At 71.1% G+C, this 14,559-nt stretch carries 18 protein-coding genes and 2 pseudogenes; 9 read left to right on the top strand and 11 right to left on the bottom strand.

Annotated features, from left to right (window positions below; translation table 11 throughout):
- The first annotated feature begins 33 nt into the window (after positions 1 to 33).
- Positions 34 to 1,479, top strand: a complete 1,446-nt coding sequence (locus tag IE178_RS02460; protein ID WP_193511108.1) for an MFS transporter — start codon at positions 34 to 36, stop codon at positions 1,477 to 1,479.
- 264 nt (positions 1,480 to 1,743) lie between these two features.
- A complete protein-coding gene (locus IE178_RS02455) occupies positions 1,744 to 1,950 on the top strand; it encodes a hypothetical protein (protein WP_193511107.1) in 207 nt (68 codons plus the stop codon).
- A 4-nt stretch (positions 1,951 to 1,954) separates the two neighbouring features.
- Here IE178_RS02455 and IE178_RS02450 read toward each other — a convergent pair whose 3' ends face one another.
- From IE178_RS02450 to IE178_RS02440, 3 genes are all read right to left on the bottom strand, one after another.
- Positions 1,955 to 2,542: a TetR/AcrR family transcriptional regulator gene (locus IE178_RS02450; RefSeq protein WP_184760713.1), complete on the bottom strand. Its 588-nt coding sequence runs from the start codon at positions 2,540 to 2,542 to the stop codon at positions 1,955 to 1,957.
- A gap of 25 nt (positions 2,543 to 2,567) precedes the next feature.
- Positions 2,568 to 3,572: an aldo/keto reductase gene (locus IE178_RS02445; RefSeq protein WP_193511106.1), complete on the bottom strand. Its 1,005-nt coding sequence runs from the start codon at positions 3,570 to 3,572 to the stop codon at positions 2,568 to 2,570.
- A gap of 256 nt (positions 3,573 to 3,828) precedes the next feature.
- Positions 3,829 to 5,211: a glycine--tRNA ligase gene (locus IE178_RS02440; protein ID WP_193511105.1), complete on the bottom strand. Its 1,383-nt coding sequence runs from the start codon at positions 5,209 to 5,211 to the stop codon at positions 3,829 to 3,831.
- A gap of 160 nt (positions 5,212 to 5,371) precedes the next feature.
- On the opposite strand from IE178_RS02440, the gene IE178_RS02435 reads away from it, so the two are divergent.
- The 4 genes from IE178_RS02435 to IE178_RS02420 all read left to right on the top strand — a co-directional run bounded on the left by IE178_RS02435 (position 5,372) and on the right by IE178_RS02420 (position 8,602).
- On the top strand, positions 5,372 to 6,424 hold the full coding sequence (locus IE178_RS02435; RefSeq protein WP_193511104.1) for a metal ABC transporter substrate-binding protein: 1,053 nt from the start codon (positions 5,372 to 5,374) through the stop codon (positions 6,422 to 6,424).
- Positions 6,425 to 6,447: 23 nt separating this feature from the next.
- On the top strand, positions 6,448 to 7,215 hold the full coding sequence (locus IE178_RS02430) for a metal ABC transporter ATP-binding protein (protein WP_193511103.1): 768 nt from the start codon (positions 6,448 to 6,450) through the stop codon (positions 7,213 to 7,215).
- Entirely contained in the window at positions 7,215 to 8,117 is a 903-nt protein-coding gene (locus IE178_RS02425) for a metal ABC transporter permease (protein ID WP_193511102.1), read from the top strand. The genes IE178_RS02430 and IE178_RS02425 overlap by 1 nt, the downstream gene beginning before the upstream one ends.
- Positions 8,118 to 8,179: 62 nt before the next feature.
- Positions 8,180 to 8,602 carry a Fur family transcriptional regulator gene (locus tag IE178_RS02420; RefSeq protein WP_184760707.1) on the top strand — a complete coding sequence of 141 codons (423 nt, stop codon included), beginning with the start codon at positions 8,180 to 8,182 and terminating at the stop codon, positions 8,600 to 8,602.
- Positions 8,603 to 8,623: 21 nt separating this feature from the next.
- Here the strand turns inward: IE178_RS02420 and IE178_RS02415 are convergent, their stop codons facing one another.
- From IE178_RS02415 to IE178_RS02390, 6 genes are read right to left on the bottom strand one after another with little or no spacing between them, the layout of a single operon-like run.
- Entirely contained in the window at positions 8,624 to 8,989 is a 366-nt protein-coding gene (locus IE178_RS02415; RefSeq protein WP_193511101.1) for a hypothetical protein, read from the bottom strand.
- Between the two features lie 9 nt (positions 8,990 to 8,998).
- A complete protein-coding gene (locus IE178_RS02410) occupies positions 8,999 to 9,529 on the bottom strand; it encodes a YcxB family protein (RefSeq protein WP_184760705.1) in 531 nt (176 codons plus the stop codon).
- A 23-nt stretch (positions 9,530 to 9,552) separates the two neighbouring features.
- Positions 9,553 to 10,392 (bottom strand): isoprenyl transferase, encoded by an 840-nt coding sequence (locus IE178_RS02405; RefSeq protein ID WP_184760704.1) that lies wholly within the window; start codon positions 10,390 to 10,392, stop codon positions 9,553 to 9,555.
- 34 nt (positions 10,393 to 10,426) lie between these two features.
- Complete coding sequence (gene recO / locus IE178_RS02400; RefSeq protein ID WP_184760703.1) at positions 10,427 to 11,173, bottom strand: DNA repair protein RecO; 747 nt, start codon at positions 11,171 to 11,173, stop codon at positions 10,427 to 10,429.
- A gap of 21 nt (positions 11,174 to 11,194) precedes the next feature.
- Positions 11,195 to 11,410: a hypothetical protein gene (locus tag IE178_RS02395; protein WP_145869343.1), complete on the bottom strand. Its 216-nt coding sequence runs from the start codon at positions 11,408 to 11,410 to the stop codon at positions 11,195 to 11,197.
- Positions 11,407 to 11,616 (bottom strand): hypothetical protein, encoded by a 210-nt coding sequence (locus IE178_RS02390; protein WP_193511100.1) that lies wholly within the window; start codon positions 11,614 to 11,616, stop codon positions 11,407 to 11,409. Before IE178_RS02390 ends, IE178_RS02395 begins: the two co-directional genes overlap by 4 nt.
- A gap of 115 nt (positions 11,617 to 11,731) precedes the next feature.
- Here IE178_RS02390 and IE178_RS35665 point away from each other — a divergent pair.
- Together IE178_RS35665 and IE178_RS02385 are read left to right on the top strand one after the other, a co-directional pair.
- A pseudogene (locus IE178_RS35665) lies at positions 11,732 to 12,192 on the top strand (helix-turn-helix domain-containing protein); the annotation flags it as partial.
- 50 nt (positions 12,193 to 12,242) lie between these two features.
- Positions 12,243 to 12,377, top strand: a pseudogene (locus tag IE178_RS02385) (TetR/AcrR family transcriptional regulator); the annotation flags it as partial.
- Here IE178_RS02385 and IE178_RS35660 read toward each other — a convergent pair.
- Positions 12,375 to 12,509, bottom strand: coding sequence for a hypothetical protein (locus tag IE178_RS35660; protein WP_318279806.1), 135 nt, complete (start codon positions 12,507 to 12,509; stop codon positions 12,375 to 12,377). The pseudogene IE178_RS02385 and the gene IE178_RS35660 overlap by 3 nt on opposite strands.
- 230 nt (positions 12,510 to 12,739) lie before the next feature.
- Here IE178_RS35660 and IE178_RS02380 point away from each other — a divergent pair, with 230 nt between their 5' ends.
- On the top strand, positions 12,740 to 13,063 hold the full coding sequence (locus IE178_RS02380; RefSeq protein ID WP_184760700.1) for a hypothetical protein: 324 nt from the start codon (positions 12,740 to 12,742) through the stop codon (positions 13,061 to 13,063).
- Positions 13,064 to 13,399: 336 nt separating this feature from the next.
- Here the strand turns inward: IE178_RS02380 and IE178_RS02375 are convergent, their stop codons facing one another.
- Complete coding sequence (locus tag IE178_RS02375; protein WP_193511099.1) at positions 13,400 to 14,482, bottom strand: hypothetical protein; 1,083 nt, start codon at positions 14,480 to 14,482, stop codon at positions 13,400 to 13,402.
- Between the last annotated feature and the right edge of the window lie 77 nt (positions 14,483 to 14,559).

Raw genomic sequence — 14,559 nt, 5'->3', positions numbered from 1 at the left:
ACGCACTATCGAAACGCGCGTACGATGTCGCCCATGCCCGAGCTCAGCCACGGCCGACGCATGCTGGTGCTCGCGATCTGCTGCATGAGCCTGCTGATCGTGAGCCTGGACAACACGGTCCTCAATGTCGCCCTGCCCGCCATGCAGCGGGAGTTCCACGCGAGCACCTCGGGCCTGCAGTGGACCATCGACGCGTACACGCTCGTCCTGGCCTCGCTGCTGATGCTCGCGGGCTCCACGGCCGACCGGATCGGCCGCAAACGGGTGTTCATGGCGGGCCTGGTGGTCTTCACCCTCGGCTCGCTGCTGTGCTCGCTGGCGCCGGACCTGTCGTGGCTGGTCGTGTTCCGGATGGTGCAGGCGGTGGGCGGCTCGATGCTCAACCCGGTCGCCATGTCGATCATCACCAACACCTTCACCGACCGGCGCGAGCGGGCTCGCGCGATCGGCGCGTGGGGTGCGGTCGTCGGCATCTCGATGGCCGCCGGTCCCCTGGTCGGGGGTCTGCTGGTGGAGTCGGTGGGCTGGCGCTCCATCTTCTGGGTCAATCTGCCGGTGGGCCTGGCCGCCCTGCTGCTCACCTGGCGTTTCGTCCCGGAGTCCCGCGCTCCCAAGGCCCGCCGCCCGGACCCGGTCGGACAGCTCCTGGTGATCGCCCTCTTCGGCTCCCTCACGTACGCGATCATCGAGGCGCCGCATGCCGCCCTCCCGGTGATCGCCCCGTGCGCCGCCGTGGCACTCGTCGCCCTGCTCGCCCTCCTGATGTACGAGCCCCGCCGCCGTGAACCCCTCATCGACCTGCGATTCTTCCGCTCCGCTCCGTTCAGCGGGGCCACGGTGATCGCGATGAGCGCGTTCGCGGCGCTCGGCGGCTTCCTCTTCCTGTCCACGCTGTACCTGCAGAACGTACGGGGCCTGAGCGCCCTGGACGCGGGCCTGGGGATGCTCCCGATGGCCGTCCCGACCTTCGTGTGCGCCCCGCTCTCCGGCCGTGTGGTCGGCAGCCGGGGCCCGCGCCTGCCGCTGCTGATCGCCGGCGCCGCGATGACGGCGAGCGGGCTCCTCTTCGCCCTCTTCGAGGCCGAGACCTCGAACGTCACCCTCTTCGTCGGCTACGTCCTGTTCGGCATCGGCTTCGGCTTCGTCAACGCCCCCATCACCAACACCGCCGTCTCCGGCATGCCGACCGCGCAGGCCGGGGTGGCCTCGGCCGTCGCGTCCACCAGCCGCCAGCTGGGCCAGGCACTGGGCGTGGCGGTGATCGGCGCGGTACTGGCGGCCGGCGTCGGCTCGTCGTCGTACGCGGACGCCTTCGTCCCCGCCGCACGGCCCGGGTGGTGGATCCTCGCCGCGTGCGGTCTGGCGGTCCTGCTGGTGGGCGCGCTGACGTCGGGCCGCTGGGCCCGCGGGACCGCGGAGCGCACTGCCGAGCGGCTGGAGTCGGCGGAGATCCGCCAACCCGCGGGCGCCGGCGCGTGATCGGCCCCCCGGCAACAGCTCGACGAGCCGGGGCCACCACAGGGGGTGCGCCCGCACCCGCTCCCGCATGACCGGGCCGGTCGCCAGGGTGGACCGGCCGTAGGCGTCCCAGGCCTCGGCGCCGGCGCTGCCGGGCACCTGCTGATGGACCTGCACACCGCTGCACATCACATCGGCCGGCGAATCGGCGATGGCGCACATTCCATGTCGTCCCCGAACGGGGGCAGACGAACGGCGACACCCCACGCGGATGCCGGAGGAGTCATGCCGCAGATCGACTCGAGCAAGGTGAGCCGCTGGGATCTCCACGGCCGCGCACACGTCGTACACGTCCAGCGCACCGGTGTGCGGCGCACGATCAGATGTGACACGTGCGGCTGGCGCAGAGGCGCCCAGTTCCTGCCGTGGCTCAAGGCGCAGGAGCATCTGGCCCAGGCGCACCAGGCGACGGTGGATCCGGCGCGGGCGTGAGCGCTCAGGCCCGCAGACCCTGCACCAGCAGGTCCACGAGCGCCGCGAAGTCGGCGTCCGCCCCGGGGGTCTTCCACTCCGGGGCGTAGGCGGGATCGTGGAAGCAGGCCGTGGCCCGGAACACGGCCCAGGCCGTGGCCTCCGGGTCGGCGGCGCGGAAGGCGCCCGCGTCCACGCCGGCGGCGACGATGCGGGTCAACTGGCCCGTCAGATCGGCGATGTGCTCGGCGACCGCCTCGCCCTGCTCACCGGCGAGGACGGAGTACGTGGCGAACAGTTCGGGGTCGTCGCCCGCCTTGCGGCGCTTGGCCGCGAACAGGGTGGCGAGCCAGTCGCGCAGCCGGGACTCCGGGTCCCGGTCCGCGTCGGCGGCGATCCCGCTCAGCGCCTCGGACGTGCGGTCCAGCCAGCGCTTGGTGACCGCTTCCCGCAACGCCGCCTTCGTACGGAAGTGCCGGTAGACGCTGCCGTGGCTGACGCCGAGCGCGCGGGCCACGTCCACCACGGTGGCCTTCGCCGGGCCGTGGCGGCGCAGCACCTCCTCGGTCGCCCGGAGGATGCGCTCGGCGGTCAGGGGCTCGGTCGCTGCCATGCCTAGACCGTACCCGGCAGCCGGATCACTCCGTGGTGCCGAGGTGTGCCATCTGCGGCGCCGGGTAGCGGTCGCCCGCCGCCGAGCCCGCCGGCACGGCCCGCTCGATCGCCGCGAGGTCGGCGGCGTCGAGCGTGACGTCGAGTGCCCCCAGTGACTCCGTCAGCCGCTCCCGGGTGCGGGCGCCGACCAGCGGCACGATGTCCTCGCCCCGGGACAGCACCCAGGCGATCGCGATCTGGGCGACCGAGACGCCCTTGTGCTCGGCGACCTCGCGCAGGGCCTCGACGAGGGTCAGGTTGTGCCGGAGGTTGTCGCCCTGGAAGCGGGGCGAGTGCGCCCGGAAGTCGTTCACGGCGAGCGTGCGGTCCGCGCTGAAGTGGCCGGAGATCAGCCCGCGCGAGAGGACTCCGTACGCGGTGACGCCGATGCCCAGCTCACGGGTGGTCGGCAGGATCTGCTCCTCGATGGCGCGGGACACCAGCGAGTACTCGATCTGCAGGTCCGAGATGGGGGCGGTGGCGGCGGCCCGGCGGATGGTGTCGGCGCCCACCTCGCTCAGGCCGATGTGCCGCACGTACCCCTTCTCGACCAGTTCGGCGATCGCGCCGACGGTCTCCTCGATCGGCACGTCCGGGTCGGCGCGGGCGATCCGGTAGACGTCGATGTGGTCGACGCCCAGGCGCTGGAGCGAGTACGCGGCGAAGTTCCGCACCGCGGCCGGGCGGCCGTCGACGCCGCCCCAGTTGCCGTCCGGGTCGCGCAGCGCACCGAACTTGACACTGGTCAGGGCCTGTTCGCGCAGGCCGGCGGGGGCGGTGCGCAGCGCCTCGCCGATCAGCATCTCGTTGTGGCCCATGGCGTAGAAGTCGCCGGTGTCGAGCAGGGTCACGCCCGCTTCCAGGGCGGCGTGGACCGTGGCGACGGCCTCGCTCCGGTCCGCGTCGCCGTACAGCGCGGACATGCCCATGCAGCCGAGGCCGAGGGCGGAGACCTGGGGGCCGGTGGTTCCGAGGGGACGGGTGTCCATGGGTGCTCCTTAGACGGGGGTGGGGTCCGCGGTGGCGTACCCCTACTCTCGCATGACAGCTGACAGATTTCAATATCTGTCAGCTGTCATGTGTCAGCACCGCGTCCCGGGAACGCGAAGGCCCCCGATACGGGACCACTGACGGGTCCGTATCGGGGGCCGAAGTGCCGCCCGGCGTGCGCCGGCTGGGAGCTAAAGCCGGTCTGACCATTCGCGTCGTCGCCCGCAGGGCGGCGGGAATGGTCAGACAGGCCCTCTAGGCGCCGATCAGTCGCGAGGCCAGGTAGCCCTCGATCTGGTCCAGCGAGACGCGCTCCTGCTTCATGGTGTCGCGCTCGCGCACCGTCACCGCGTTGTCGTCCAGCGTGTCGAAGTCGACGGTCACGCAGAACGGCGTACCGATCTCGTCCTGGCGGCGGTAGCGGCGGCCGATGGCGCCGGCGTCGTCGAAGTCGATGTTCCAGTTCTGCCGCAGCGCCTGCGCGAGCCCCTTGGCCTTCGGGGACAGCTCGGGGTTGCGGGACAGCGGGAGCACCGCGACCTTGACCGGGGCGAGGCGGTGGTCGAGCCGCAGCACGGTCCGCTTCTCCATCTTGCCCTTGGCGTTGGGCGCCTCGTCCTCGACGTAGGCGTCGAGGAGGAAGGCGAGCATCGCCCGGCCGACACCGGCCGCCGGCTCGATGACGTACGGAGTCCAGCGCTCGCCGGCCTCCTGGTCGAAGTAGGAGAGGTCCTGGCCGGAGGCCTTGGAGTGGGCGCCGAGGTCGTAGTCGGTGCGGTTGGCGACACCCTCCAGCTCGCCCCACTCGCTGCCGCCGAACTGGAAGCGGTACTCGATGTCAGCGGTGCGCTTGGAGTAGTGGGAGAGCTTCTCCTTCGGGTGCTCGTACCACCGCATGTTCTCCTCGCTCATGCCCAGGCCGGTGTACCAGTTCCAGCGCTGCTCCATCCAGTACTCCTGCCACTTCTCGTCCTCGCCCGGCTTGACGAAGAACTCCATCTCCATCTGCTCGAACTCGCGGGTGCGGAAGATGAAGTTGCCGGGCGTGATCTCGTTGCGGAAGGACTTGCCCATCTGGGCGATACCGAACGGCGGCTTGCGGCGCGAAGTGGTCTGCACCTGGCCGAAGTTGGTGAAGATGCCCTGGGCGGTCTCGGGGCGCAGGTAGGCGATGGAACCGGAGTCCTGCGTCGGACCGAGGTGGGTGGAGAGCAGACCCGAGAACTGCTTGGGCTCGGTGAAGGTGCCCTTGTTGCCGCAGTTGGGGCAGTTGAGGTCGGCGAGGCCGTTCGTAGGGGCGTGACCCTTCTTCTCCTCGTACGCCTCCTCCAGGTGGTCCGCGCGGAACCGCTTGTGGCAGGAGGTGCACTCGGTCAGCGGGTCCGTGAAGGTGGCGACGTGGCCGGAGGCCACCCACACCTCGGGGGCCAGGATGACGGACGAGTCGATACCGACCACGTCCTCGCGCGACGTCACCATGTAGCGCCACCACTGGCGCTTCAGGTTCTCCTTGAGCTCGACACCCAGCGGCCCGTAGTCCCAGGCGGCACGCTGGCCGCCGTAGATCTCACTACAAGGGAAAACGAAGCCACGGCGCTTGCTCAGGCTGACGATGGTGTCGATCTTGTCGGCGGCCACGGTGCTCTCTTCATTACGACGACGGGCGACGAAGCGAGATGCTTCCAGCGAATGCTTCAGGTTACCGGCGGGGGCCGCCCCTCGACCAAATCGGTGCCCTCTACAGGCCTCTCACGTGCTTTGTTGACAACGGTTTCCATATTTGTTGAAAATGACTGTCATGAACGTACGACGACACCACATATCCGGGGTCGCGCTGGCCGCGGTCACCGCCCTCGGCCTCGGCACCCTGACCGCCTGCTCCTCCGACAGCGCCGCCGCGGGCAGCACCGACAGGTTCGATGTCGTCGCGTCGTTCTACCCGATGGCCTTCCTCGCCGAGCAGATCGGCGGCGACCACGTCAACGTCACCAGCCTCACCGAGCCCGGCCAGGAGCCGCACGACCTGGAGATCAGCGCCCGGCAGACCGCGCAGCTCCAGGAGTCCGACGCGGCGCTCTACCTCAAGGGCCTGCAGCCCTCCGTCGACGAGGCCATCGGCCAGTCCGAGGTCAAGACGAAGATCGACGCGGCCACCCTGACCTCCCTGGAGGCGCACGGCGCCGAGGTCGGCGGCCACGCGGAGGATTCCGCCGGGGAGCACGCGGACGAGCACGGCCACGAGGGCGAGGAGGAGCACGCCCACGAGGACGAGCACGCCGGGGAGGAGCACGCCGGGGAGGAGCACGGCCACAGCCACGGGACCGAGGGCGGCAAGGACCCCCACATCTGGCTCGACCCGGTGAAGTACGCCGAGGTCGCCGAGGGCGTCGGCAAGGCCTTCGAGAAGGCCGACCCGGACCACGCCGCCGACTACAAGAAGAACACCGCGGCCCTGGTCGAGAAGCTCGACGACCTCGACACCGCCTTCCGGACCGGCCTGAAGGACAAGAAGACCGACGTCTTCATCACCACGCACGCCGCCTTCGGCTACCTCGCCGAGCGCTACGGCCTGACCGAGGAGGCCATCAGCGGCCTGGACCCCGAGTCGGAGCCCAGCGGCGCGCGGGTGAGGGAACTTGAGAAGATGGCCAAGGCCGACGGCGTCACCACCGTGTTCCACGAGACGCTCGTCAGCGACAAGACCGCCAAGACCCTCGCCGGCGACGCCGGACTGAAGACGGACGTCCTCGACCCGCTCGAGGGCATCACCGACGAGTCCCGCGGCGACGACTACTTCCAGGTCATGGAGGCCAACCTCAAGGCCCTGCAGACGGCCCTGGGAGCCAAGTGACCGACCCCTTGGAGGAGGGCAGCATGACGGAGCCCGTCATCGCCCTGCGCGGCGTCCGCGCAGAACTCGGCTCGCGTCCCGTCCTGCGCGGCATCGACCTCACCGTGCACCGCGGTGAGGTCGTCGCCCTGCTCGGCGCCAACGGCTCGGGCAAGTCGACGGCCGTGCGCAGCGTCATCGGCCAGGTGCCGGCCGCCGCCGGCGAGATCGAGCTGTTCGGCACCCCGCAGCGCCGGTTCCGCGACTGGGCGCGTGTGGGCTACGTCCCGCAGCGCACCACCGCCGCGGGCGGCGTCCCGGCCACCGTGACCGAGGTCGTCTCCTCCGGCCGCCTGGCCCGCACCCGGTTCGGCGTCTTCCGCAAGGCCGACCGCGAGGCGGTGCGCGGCGCGCTGGAGCTGGTCGGCCTGGCGGACCGCGCCAAGGACGCCGTCGACGCCCTCTCCGGCGGCCAGCACCAGCGGGTGCTGATCGCCCGCGCCCTCGCCGCCGGACCCGAACTGCTGATCATGGACGAGCCGATGGCCGGCGTCGACCTGGTCAGCCAGGAAGTCCTCGCCGAAACGCTGCGGCACCAGGTCTCCGAGGGCGCCACCGTCCTGCTCGTCCTGCACGAGCTGGGCCCGCTGGAGCCCCTGATCGACCGGGCGATCGTCCTGCGCGACGGCTGCGTCCTGCACGACGGCCCGCCCCCGAAGGCCCTCGGCCAGCACGCGCTGCCCGGCCACGACCACGTACACCCGCACGCACCGGCGGGCGCCGAACCGATCCGCACGGGACTGCTCAGCTGATGGAGATCCTGAACTACGCCTTCATGCAGCGGGCGCTGCTCGCCGCCGTCCTGGTCGGCATCACCGCCCCCGCCGTCGGCATCTACCTCGTGCAGCGCCGCCAGGCCCTCATGGGCGACGGCATCGGCCACGTCGCCATGACCGGCGTCGGCCTCGGCTTCCTGCTCACCTGGTCCCCGGTGTGGATGGCGACGCTGGTCTCCGTCCTCGGCGCCGTCTTCATGGAGCTGGTCCGCTGGTACGCCAGGACCCGCGGCGACATCGCCCTCGCGATGCTCTTCTACGGCGGTATGGCGGGCGGCGTGATGTTCATCAACCTCGCCCCCGGCGGCTCCACCACGAACCTCTCCTCGTTCCTCTTCGGCTCCCTGTCCACGGTCTCCGAGTCCGATGTGACCGCGATCTGCCTGCTGGCCGCCTTCGTGGTCCTGGTCACCGTCGGTCTGCGCCGGCAGCTGTTCGCGGTCAGCCAGGACGAGGAGTTCGCCCGGGTGACGGGCCTGCCGGTGCGGTTCCTCAACCTGCTGACGGCGATCACGGCGGCGGTGACGGTCTCGGTCGCGATGCGCGTGGTCGGCCTGCTCCTGGTGAGCGCGCTCATGGTGGTGCCCGTCGCGGCGGCCCAGCAGCTCACCCGCAGCTTCGCCGCCACCTTCGCCATCGCCGTCGCCATCGGCGTGAGCGCGACCCTCGGCGGCACGGTCACCTCGTACTACCAGGACGTGCCGCCCGGCGCGACGATCGTGCTGCTGACGATCGCCACGTTCATCGCCCTGACCCTGCTGGCCACCCCGCTGACCCGGCGCCGCGCCCGGGCCCTGGCCGCCGCGCAACCCGGCGGCGATCCCGCCGAGTGCGCCATCCCGGCCGGCCGCAAGGGGCGCGACGAGGTCGGCGCCTGACCGCCCTCCGCCCGGACTGGCACAATGGCCCGGGCAGAGGCCAGATGTGAGGAGGCATTCCCGTGACGACCGCAGGACCGCCCGTGAAGGGCCGCTCCACCCGGCAGCGTGCCGCCGTGGCGGCGTGCCTTCAGGAGGTCGACGAGTTCCGCAGCGCGCAGGACCTCCATGACATGCTCAAGCACAAGGGCGACTCGGTCGGGCTCACCACGGTCTACCGCACGCTGCAGTCCCTCGCCGACGCCGGCGAGGTCGATGTCCTGCGCACCGCCGACGGCGAGTCCGTCTACCGCCGCTGCTCCACCGGCGACCATCATCACCACCTGGTCTGCCGCAACTGCGGCAAGGCGGTGGAGGTGGAGGGCCCGGCCGTGGAGAAGTGGGCCGAGGCCGTCGCCGCCGAGCACGGTTACGTCAACGTGGCGCACACGGTCGAGGTCTTCGGCACGTGCGCGGAGTGCGCGTCGGCCGCGGACGGCGACTGAGACCGCGGCGGCGGCAGGCCCTCAGGGCAGCATGTCGCCGCGGTTCACGCAGGAGTGGGAGCCGTCGTCGTTCCGCCCCACGCTGCCGTAGGACCAGCAGTGCGGCATCGGCGCGAGCGTCCGGGCCCGCGCCACGACGAGGGACCCGATGACGACGACGGCCGCCCACCCCGCCCTCGACCGCCGCCCGGTCAGCGTCAGTCCGCGGGCGGCGAGCAGCGCCGCGCACACCGTCAGGTACACGGCGACCGGCCCCAGGTTCTCCCGCGGGCCAGGGAACGACTCCATCTCCACCGTGCTGCCGAAACCGAGGAGCACGGCAAGGCACGCGAAGGCGAGGACGGCGCCGCCGCGCACCCCCGCACCGCCCGCGCGGCACGGGGGCACGGGGGGCCGTCATGCGCGTGAGAGGTGACGGTCGAGCAGGGCCCGCAGCCGCTGGAGGTCCTCCTCGCCGCGCAGGCCGCGCTTGGGGGCGACCTCCAGGACCAGGATGTTCGGGTCGCGGCTGAGCAGCACCAGGTGCTCGGGGGTCTCGCGGTAGCCGCGGAACAGCGTCCAGCGCTGCACCAGCGTCGTGTGCTCGGTCTCGATCGTGATCCCGGCGTCGGTCACCGTGGCGCGGTACTCGCCCTGCCACGAGACGGTGCGGAACACATGGTTGGCCTGGAGCCGGGGCGTGCCCCAGATCAGGACCGCGGTCAGCAGCGAGAGCACGGTCAGCACCGCGGCGTCCGCCCCTCCCAGCGCGGTGAAGGCGGCGAACCCGGCGAACAGCACGGTGAACGTCCACCGCACCGGTGTCAGCCCGCGCACGCGCTCACGGACCTGGATGCCCCGGAGGATGTCGGTGCGCGTCGGCCGGAAGGCCAGCCCGACGGCGTCGGTGCCACTGTCCTGAATGATGTCCCGCCCCTGGTGAACCATGGGCGGAACCCTAGCGTCCGAGGTCAGCCCCGAGGCTGCCTGCCCTCCATGGCCAGCAGTTCCTCGTTGGGGATCGCACCGCCGAAGCGGCGGTCGCGGGAGGCGAATTCGAGACAGGCCCGCCACAGGTCACGGCGGTCGAAGTCCGGCCACAGCACGTCCTGGAAGACCATCTCCGCGTACGCGCTCTGCCACAGCAGGTAGTTCGACGTGCGCTGCTCGCCGCTCGGCCGCAGGAACAGGTCCACGTCCGGCATGTCCGGGTAGTACATGTACTTCTGGAGCGTCTTCTCGTTGACCTTCGACGGGTCGAGCCGTCCGGCCCTCACGTCCTCGGCGAGCGCCTGCGCGGCATCCGCGATCTCCGCGCGCCCCCCGTAGTTCATACAGAAGTACAGCGTCAGCCGGTCGTTGTCCTTCGTCTGCTCCTGGGCGATCTGGAGCTCCTTGGCCACCGACTTCCACAACTTCGGCATCCGCCCCACCCAGCGCACCCGGATGCCCAGCTCGTCGAGCTGGTCCCGGGTCTTGCGGATGAAGTCGCGGTTGAAGTTCATCAGGAAGCGCACCTCGTCCGGCGAGCGCTTCCAGTTCTCGGTGGAGAAGGCGTAGAGGGAGATGGCTCCCACGCCCATCTCGACCCCGCCCTGCAGCACGTCCAGCACCCGCTCGGCCCCGACCTTGTGCCCCTCGGTGCGCGGCAGCCCCCGCTCCTTCGCCCACCGGCCGTTGCCGTCCATGACGATCGCCACATGGTTCGGGACCAGCTCCCCGGGGAGCTTCGGGGGCCGCGCGCCGGAGGGGTGCGGTTCCGGTGTCCTGTACTCCCGGCGCTGCCGCCCCAGGAACCCGCGTACCACCATGTGCTTCTCGTCTCCTCTGGCTGTTGCTGTGTGCTTACTTCTCGACGTACCGCAGCGAGCGCAGTCCGCGCTCCAGGTGCCAGTGCAGGTAGGCGGAGACCAGCCCGCTGCCCTCCCGCACGTACCGCGCCTCGCAGGCGTCGGCGGTCTCCCAGTCTCCCGTGAGCAGCGCTCCGAGGAGTTCCACGGCCTGCGGCGAGGGTACGACGCTGCCGGGCACCCGGCAGTCGGCGCAGACGGAACCGCCGGACGCGACCGAGAAGAACCGGTTCGGTCCGGGCATCCCGCACTTCGCGCAGTCGGTGAAGCTGGGCGCGTACCCGTTGACGGCGAGGGAGCGCAGCAGGAACGCGTCGAGGACGAGATGCGGCGCGTGCTCGCCCCGGGCCAGCGTCCGCAGGGCCCCGACCAGCAGCAGATACTGCTGCACCGCCGGCTCCCCCTCGTGGTCGGTGAACCGCTCGGCGGTCTCCAGCATGGCCGTCCCGGCGGTGTAGCGCCCGTAGTCGGTGACGATGGCGCCGCCGTACGGCGCGATCGTCTCGCTCTGCGTGCACAGCGGCAGGCCGCGGCCGATCAGCTCGCTCCCCCTCGAGAAGAACTGCACGTCCACGTGCGAGAACGGTTCGAGGCGCGCACCGAACTTCGACTTCGTCCGGCGCACGCCCCTCGCCACGGCGCGCACCCGCCCGTGACCACGCGTGAGCAGTGTGATGATCCGGTCCGCCTCACCCAGCTTCTGGGTGCGCAGCACGATGCCGTCGTCGCGGAACAGACTCATGGCATCCATTGTCGCCTACGTTCACGGCACCTCACCGCGACTGCGGGCGTTGGCGTACGCCGTCGCCGCGCGCAGCCGCTCGGCGGGGGTCGCGTGCCGGACGGCTCCGGGGTGGGCGTCCCACTCCCTGCCGCCGCCGTACGGTCTCAGCTGGACGTAGGGCCCCTCATGCCCCATGACGATGCCGATCCGCTCGGTCCGGGTGTCCACGACGTACGCGCCGACGGGCGGCTTCACCGCACCACCACCGCCGCGATCCGCCGTGCGGTCTCCACGGAACACCGTCCCAATTCGACCAGCGGGCAGGGCGCCTCCCGCGCAAGACTCACCGGGTCCAGCCCCAGTGACGGCAGGGAAATTCCGGCCTCAGCGAGCGCCGCCCGCAATTCCTTCACCACTTCCTCCGCTTCTTCGGCGCAGAGCGCCGAGTGTCGTGCCTCCACGGTGATCCCCTCGCTTTTCCGGTTTTACTCTTCGCACGCCCAGAATGCCGTGTCACGCCTACACTCGGCAGGATCCTGTGCACGAGAAGTGCGGGTCGACACAAGGGGGTTGGTTATGGCCAACGATTCATGTCAGGCGGCGCAGGAGTTGTTCGGCACGGACTGGAGCGGCGGCGCGAGGACGCAGGGTTCACGCAGGTGGGGCCGGGTGCGCGGGTGTTTGTATCCGGTGGGTATATCGGCCGGTTCGAACAGGCCATTAGGGAACCACAATGGGACGTGGCGCGGCGGATCGACGGGACGCTGCAAACCGACGGTGTTTTCGAGCGGCTATGCATCAAGCTGATTGACGATCGATGGTTCGCGGATTACTTCGCGAGGGCGGCTGAACCGGAAGCGCCGGCGAGAAGATCTGCGACTTCGCACCCGCGCTTGTGCCGGGGCTGTCGCGGACTCCGGAGTACGCGGGGTCGGTCACGCCGGCGGAAGAGCCCATTCGCGCCGGCCGAGCACATCGAGGAAGAGGCGTCCGTCCGAATGGAGCGCCGGCGCATCCTCGAGGACGCCGGTCCTCCCGTGGGACCCGAGGTGGGCCGCGCGGCCGGCCGGGGTCGGCGGCGCGCGGCCTGGTGGAGCACCACGACCGCCGCCACGACGGCAAGCTGCGCGCCATCGCCGACGCCCAGGCCGCGGGCCTGGTGCGGCAGGGCGACCCGTTCGACGTGATGGCCCTAGTCATCGCCGTGTCCATGGCCTGGTCACGAGGGTCCAGCCGAGGCGGGCGCGGAGGGGCGGGGGTGCCGGACCGAGGCGGCACGGCGGTACGCGTCGGCCTCCGCACGGTGTTCGACGGCGCGGGTGTGGTGCAGGGCGAGGTAGGTCTCCGGGTGCATCGGGCAACCTTGTGGACCTTCCACCACCGCTCCCGCCCCTTTTCCGTGTTCCGGGGCGGGATGGCTATGCGAAGAATCCGTTGCGACGTTTTCTTTGCAACGGATTCGTCCGACCGGACGATGAACTGCCGATGACGCCGTTGGCGTGACGTTTCGCCGTGGTCGCAACCGGGTGGGCGCGGGCGGCCTCCTGTCCTGCAGAACCGACGTTCTCTGGTGAGGAGACCGATATGACCGCCACCGCTTTCGAGTACGGCCCGAACCATGCTTTCGTCGACCCCTACGCCGTCGAGGACGGCACCGGCTCCTCCGTCTGGTGGCCCCCGGCGAACGGGCAGCGGGAGGGCGACTACCTGCTGCCGCCGCCGCGCCCGGCCGACCGGCTCGACATCGCCATCGACCCGCGCGACCGCCGTCGTCTGGAACTGCACGCCGCCCTGACCGCGGCCGGCATCCCGCCCCGCCCCGAGGACCGCGAGGCCATCGAGAGCCTGAGCGCCCTGTCCGGCAGCATCAACACCACCATCCGGCGCTGGCTGCACCACACCCTGTGAACCCGCCGCAGACGGTGAACCGGCGGGGAGGCCGTGAACCGGCCGGTTCACGGCCTCCCCGGTGCCAGCAGCCCCGCGCAGCACGAGCGCGGCCGGCCACAGGCCGACCACCGCCCACGCCCCGCACCCAGGGCACGGCGCGTCGCCGCCGTGTACGTGTCGTTGCGGCCCCTCATGAGACGGGCTCCCCTCCGGTCGGATGTCCGAATGCGCTCTCCAGACTCCCGGCGGAAGGGGGCGGGGCGTCGGGCGTGGGGGCGAGTCGGGGGGTACTGCGGCGCGGGGGCGGGACTACTCCCGGGGAGTATCCGGGGCGTGCGCCCCCGCAGGCCCCGCTCAGCCCCGGTCGACCATCCAGGTGCCGTCCTCCTCGTCGTCGACCCGCACCTCCAATTCGCGCAGGCTCATGCCGGCTGCCCAGAGCTCCCGGAAGCGTTTCATCCGGTCCTGGACGTGGTCCTGGCGCGCGATGAGCCGGGTCCTGACGTTGACGTCGCGCAGGTCCTGGTCGATCTCGAAGGAGACTGCCTCGTCGTAGACGATGAAGTCGTTGGTGGTGCCGCGCAGCAGGTGCGGCGGCAGTTCCGGCAGAACGGCCACGCGCACCTCGATGTGCAGCACCTCCTGCTCCTCGCACAGCCGCAGCAGCCGGTCGTCCAGCTCCCGGGCGCTCTCCAGCAGGAACAGCCGCCGCACCGGGACCCCGTGCTCGTCGATCGCCTCCTTCTGGGCGTGGAGGTAACGGCTGGCGGGCTCGCTGTTCCAGAACTGCCGGTCGACGGAGGTGCTCGTGGCGCAGATGGACTCCTCCGCGGCACGGGTCAGGGTGAGCATCCAGTCGTGGTTCTCGCCGGGGCACTCCACGCTCAGCGTGGACAGGTCCGTCATGTAGCCGATGACCCGCTTCATCTCCAGGCGGACGAAGGCCGACAGGATCGGCGGTCCGGGCGCCACGGCCTCGGCGAAGTTCGTGACCAGGTCGGGTGCCGTGTCGATGTCGATGCGGGCGCCGGCCGGCGCCGGGCGGAGCTCCGCGTCCCGGTCCGCCGCGACGAGCCGGTTCTCGACGAGCTGCCTCATGTCCTCGGTGTGCCGGGTCAGGCCGTTCTGCAGTTCGTCGTGGCGTCGCAGTCCGTCCCGCACGGTGGCGGCGGTCTCGGCCAGCAGGATCTCGGCCCGCCGGGCCCGTTCCTCCGCTGTCCGGTCCGGGCCGAGCAGATGCTGAACGATCACCGCGGCGCCGGCGCAGAGTCCGGCCGCGCCGAGTTGCCGCAGCGGACCGTCCTCCGGGCTCAGCAGCGCGGCGACGCCCCAGGCGAGCAGGCCGACGACGAGTCCGAGCTGCAGTCTGCGGGTCCAAGGGGCCGGGGCCGGCGGGCCGGGTGTGTCTTCGGGCTGGGATGACTGTGCCGTGCTCATCTCGCTTCTCCCCCCGTTGGGATACGCGTCGGTTCGGGATGCGGAATGTGCGTGGGGATCCGGTCGAGTCCGCTCAC

This window comes from Streptomyces griseoloalbus (genome assembly GCA_014650015.1).
Classification (GTDB): Bacteria; Actinomycetota; Actinomycetes; order Streptomycetales; family Streptomycetaceae; genus Streptomyces; species Streptomyces griseoloalbus.
Note: the sequence above shows the minus strand (reverse complement) of the source record. Positions and strands in the feature narration are given on the sequence as shown.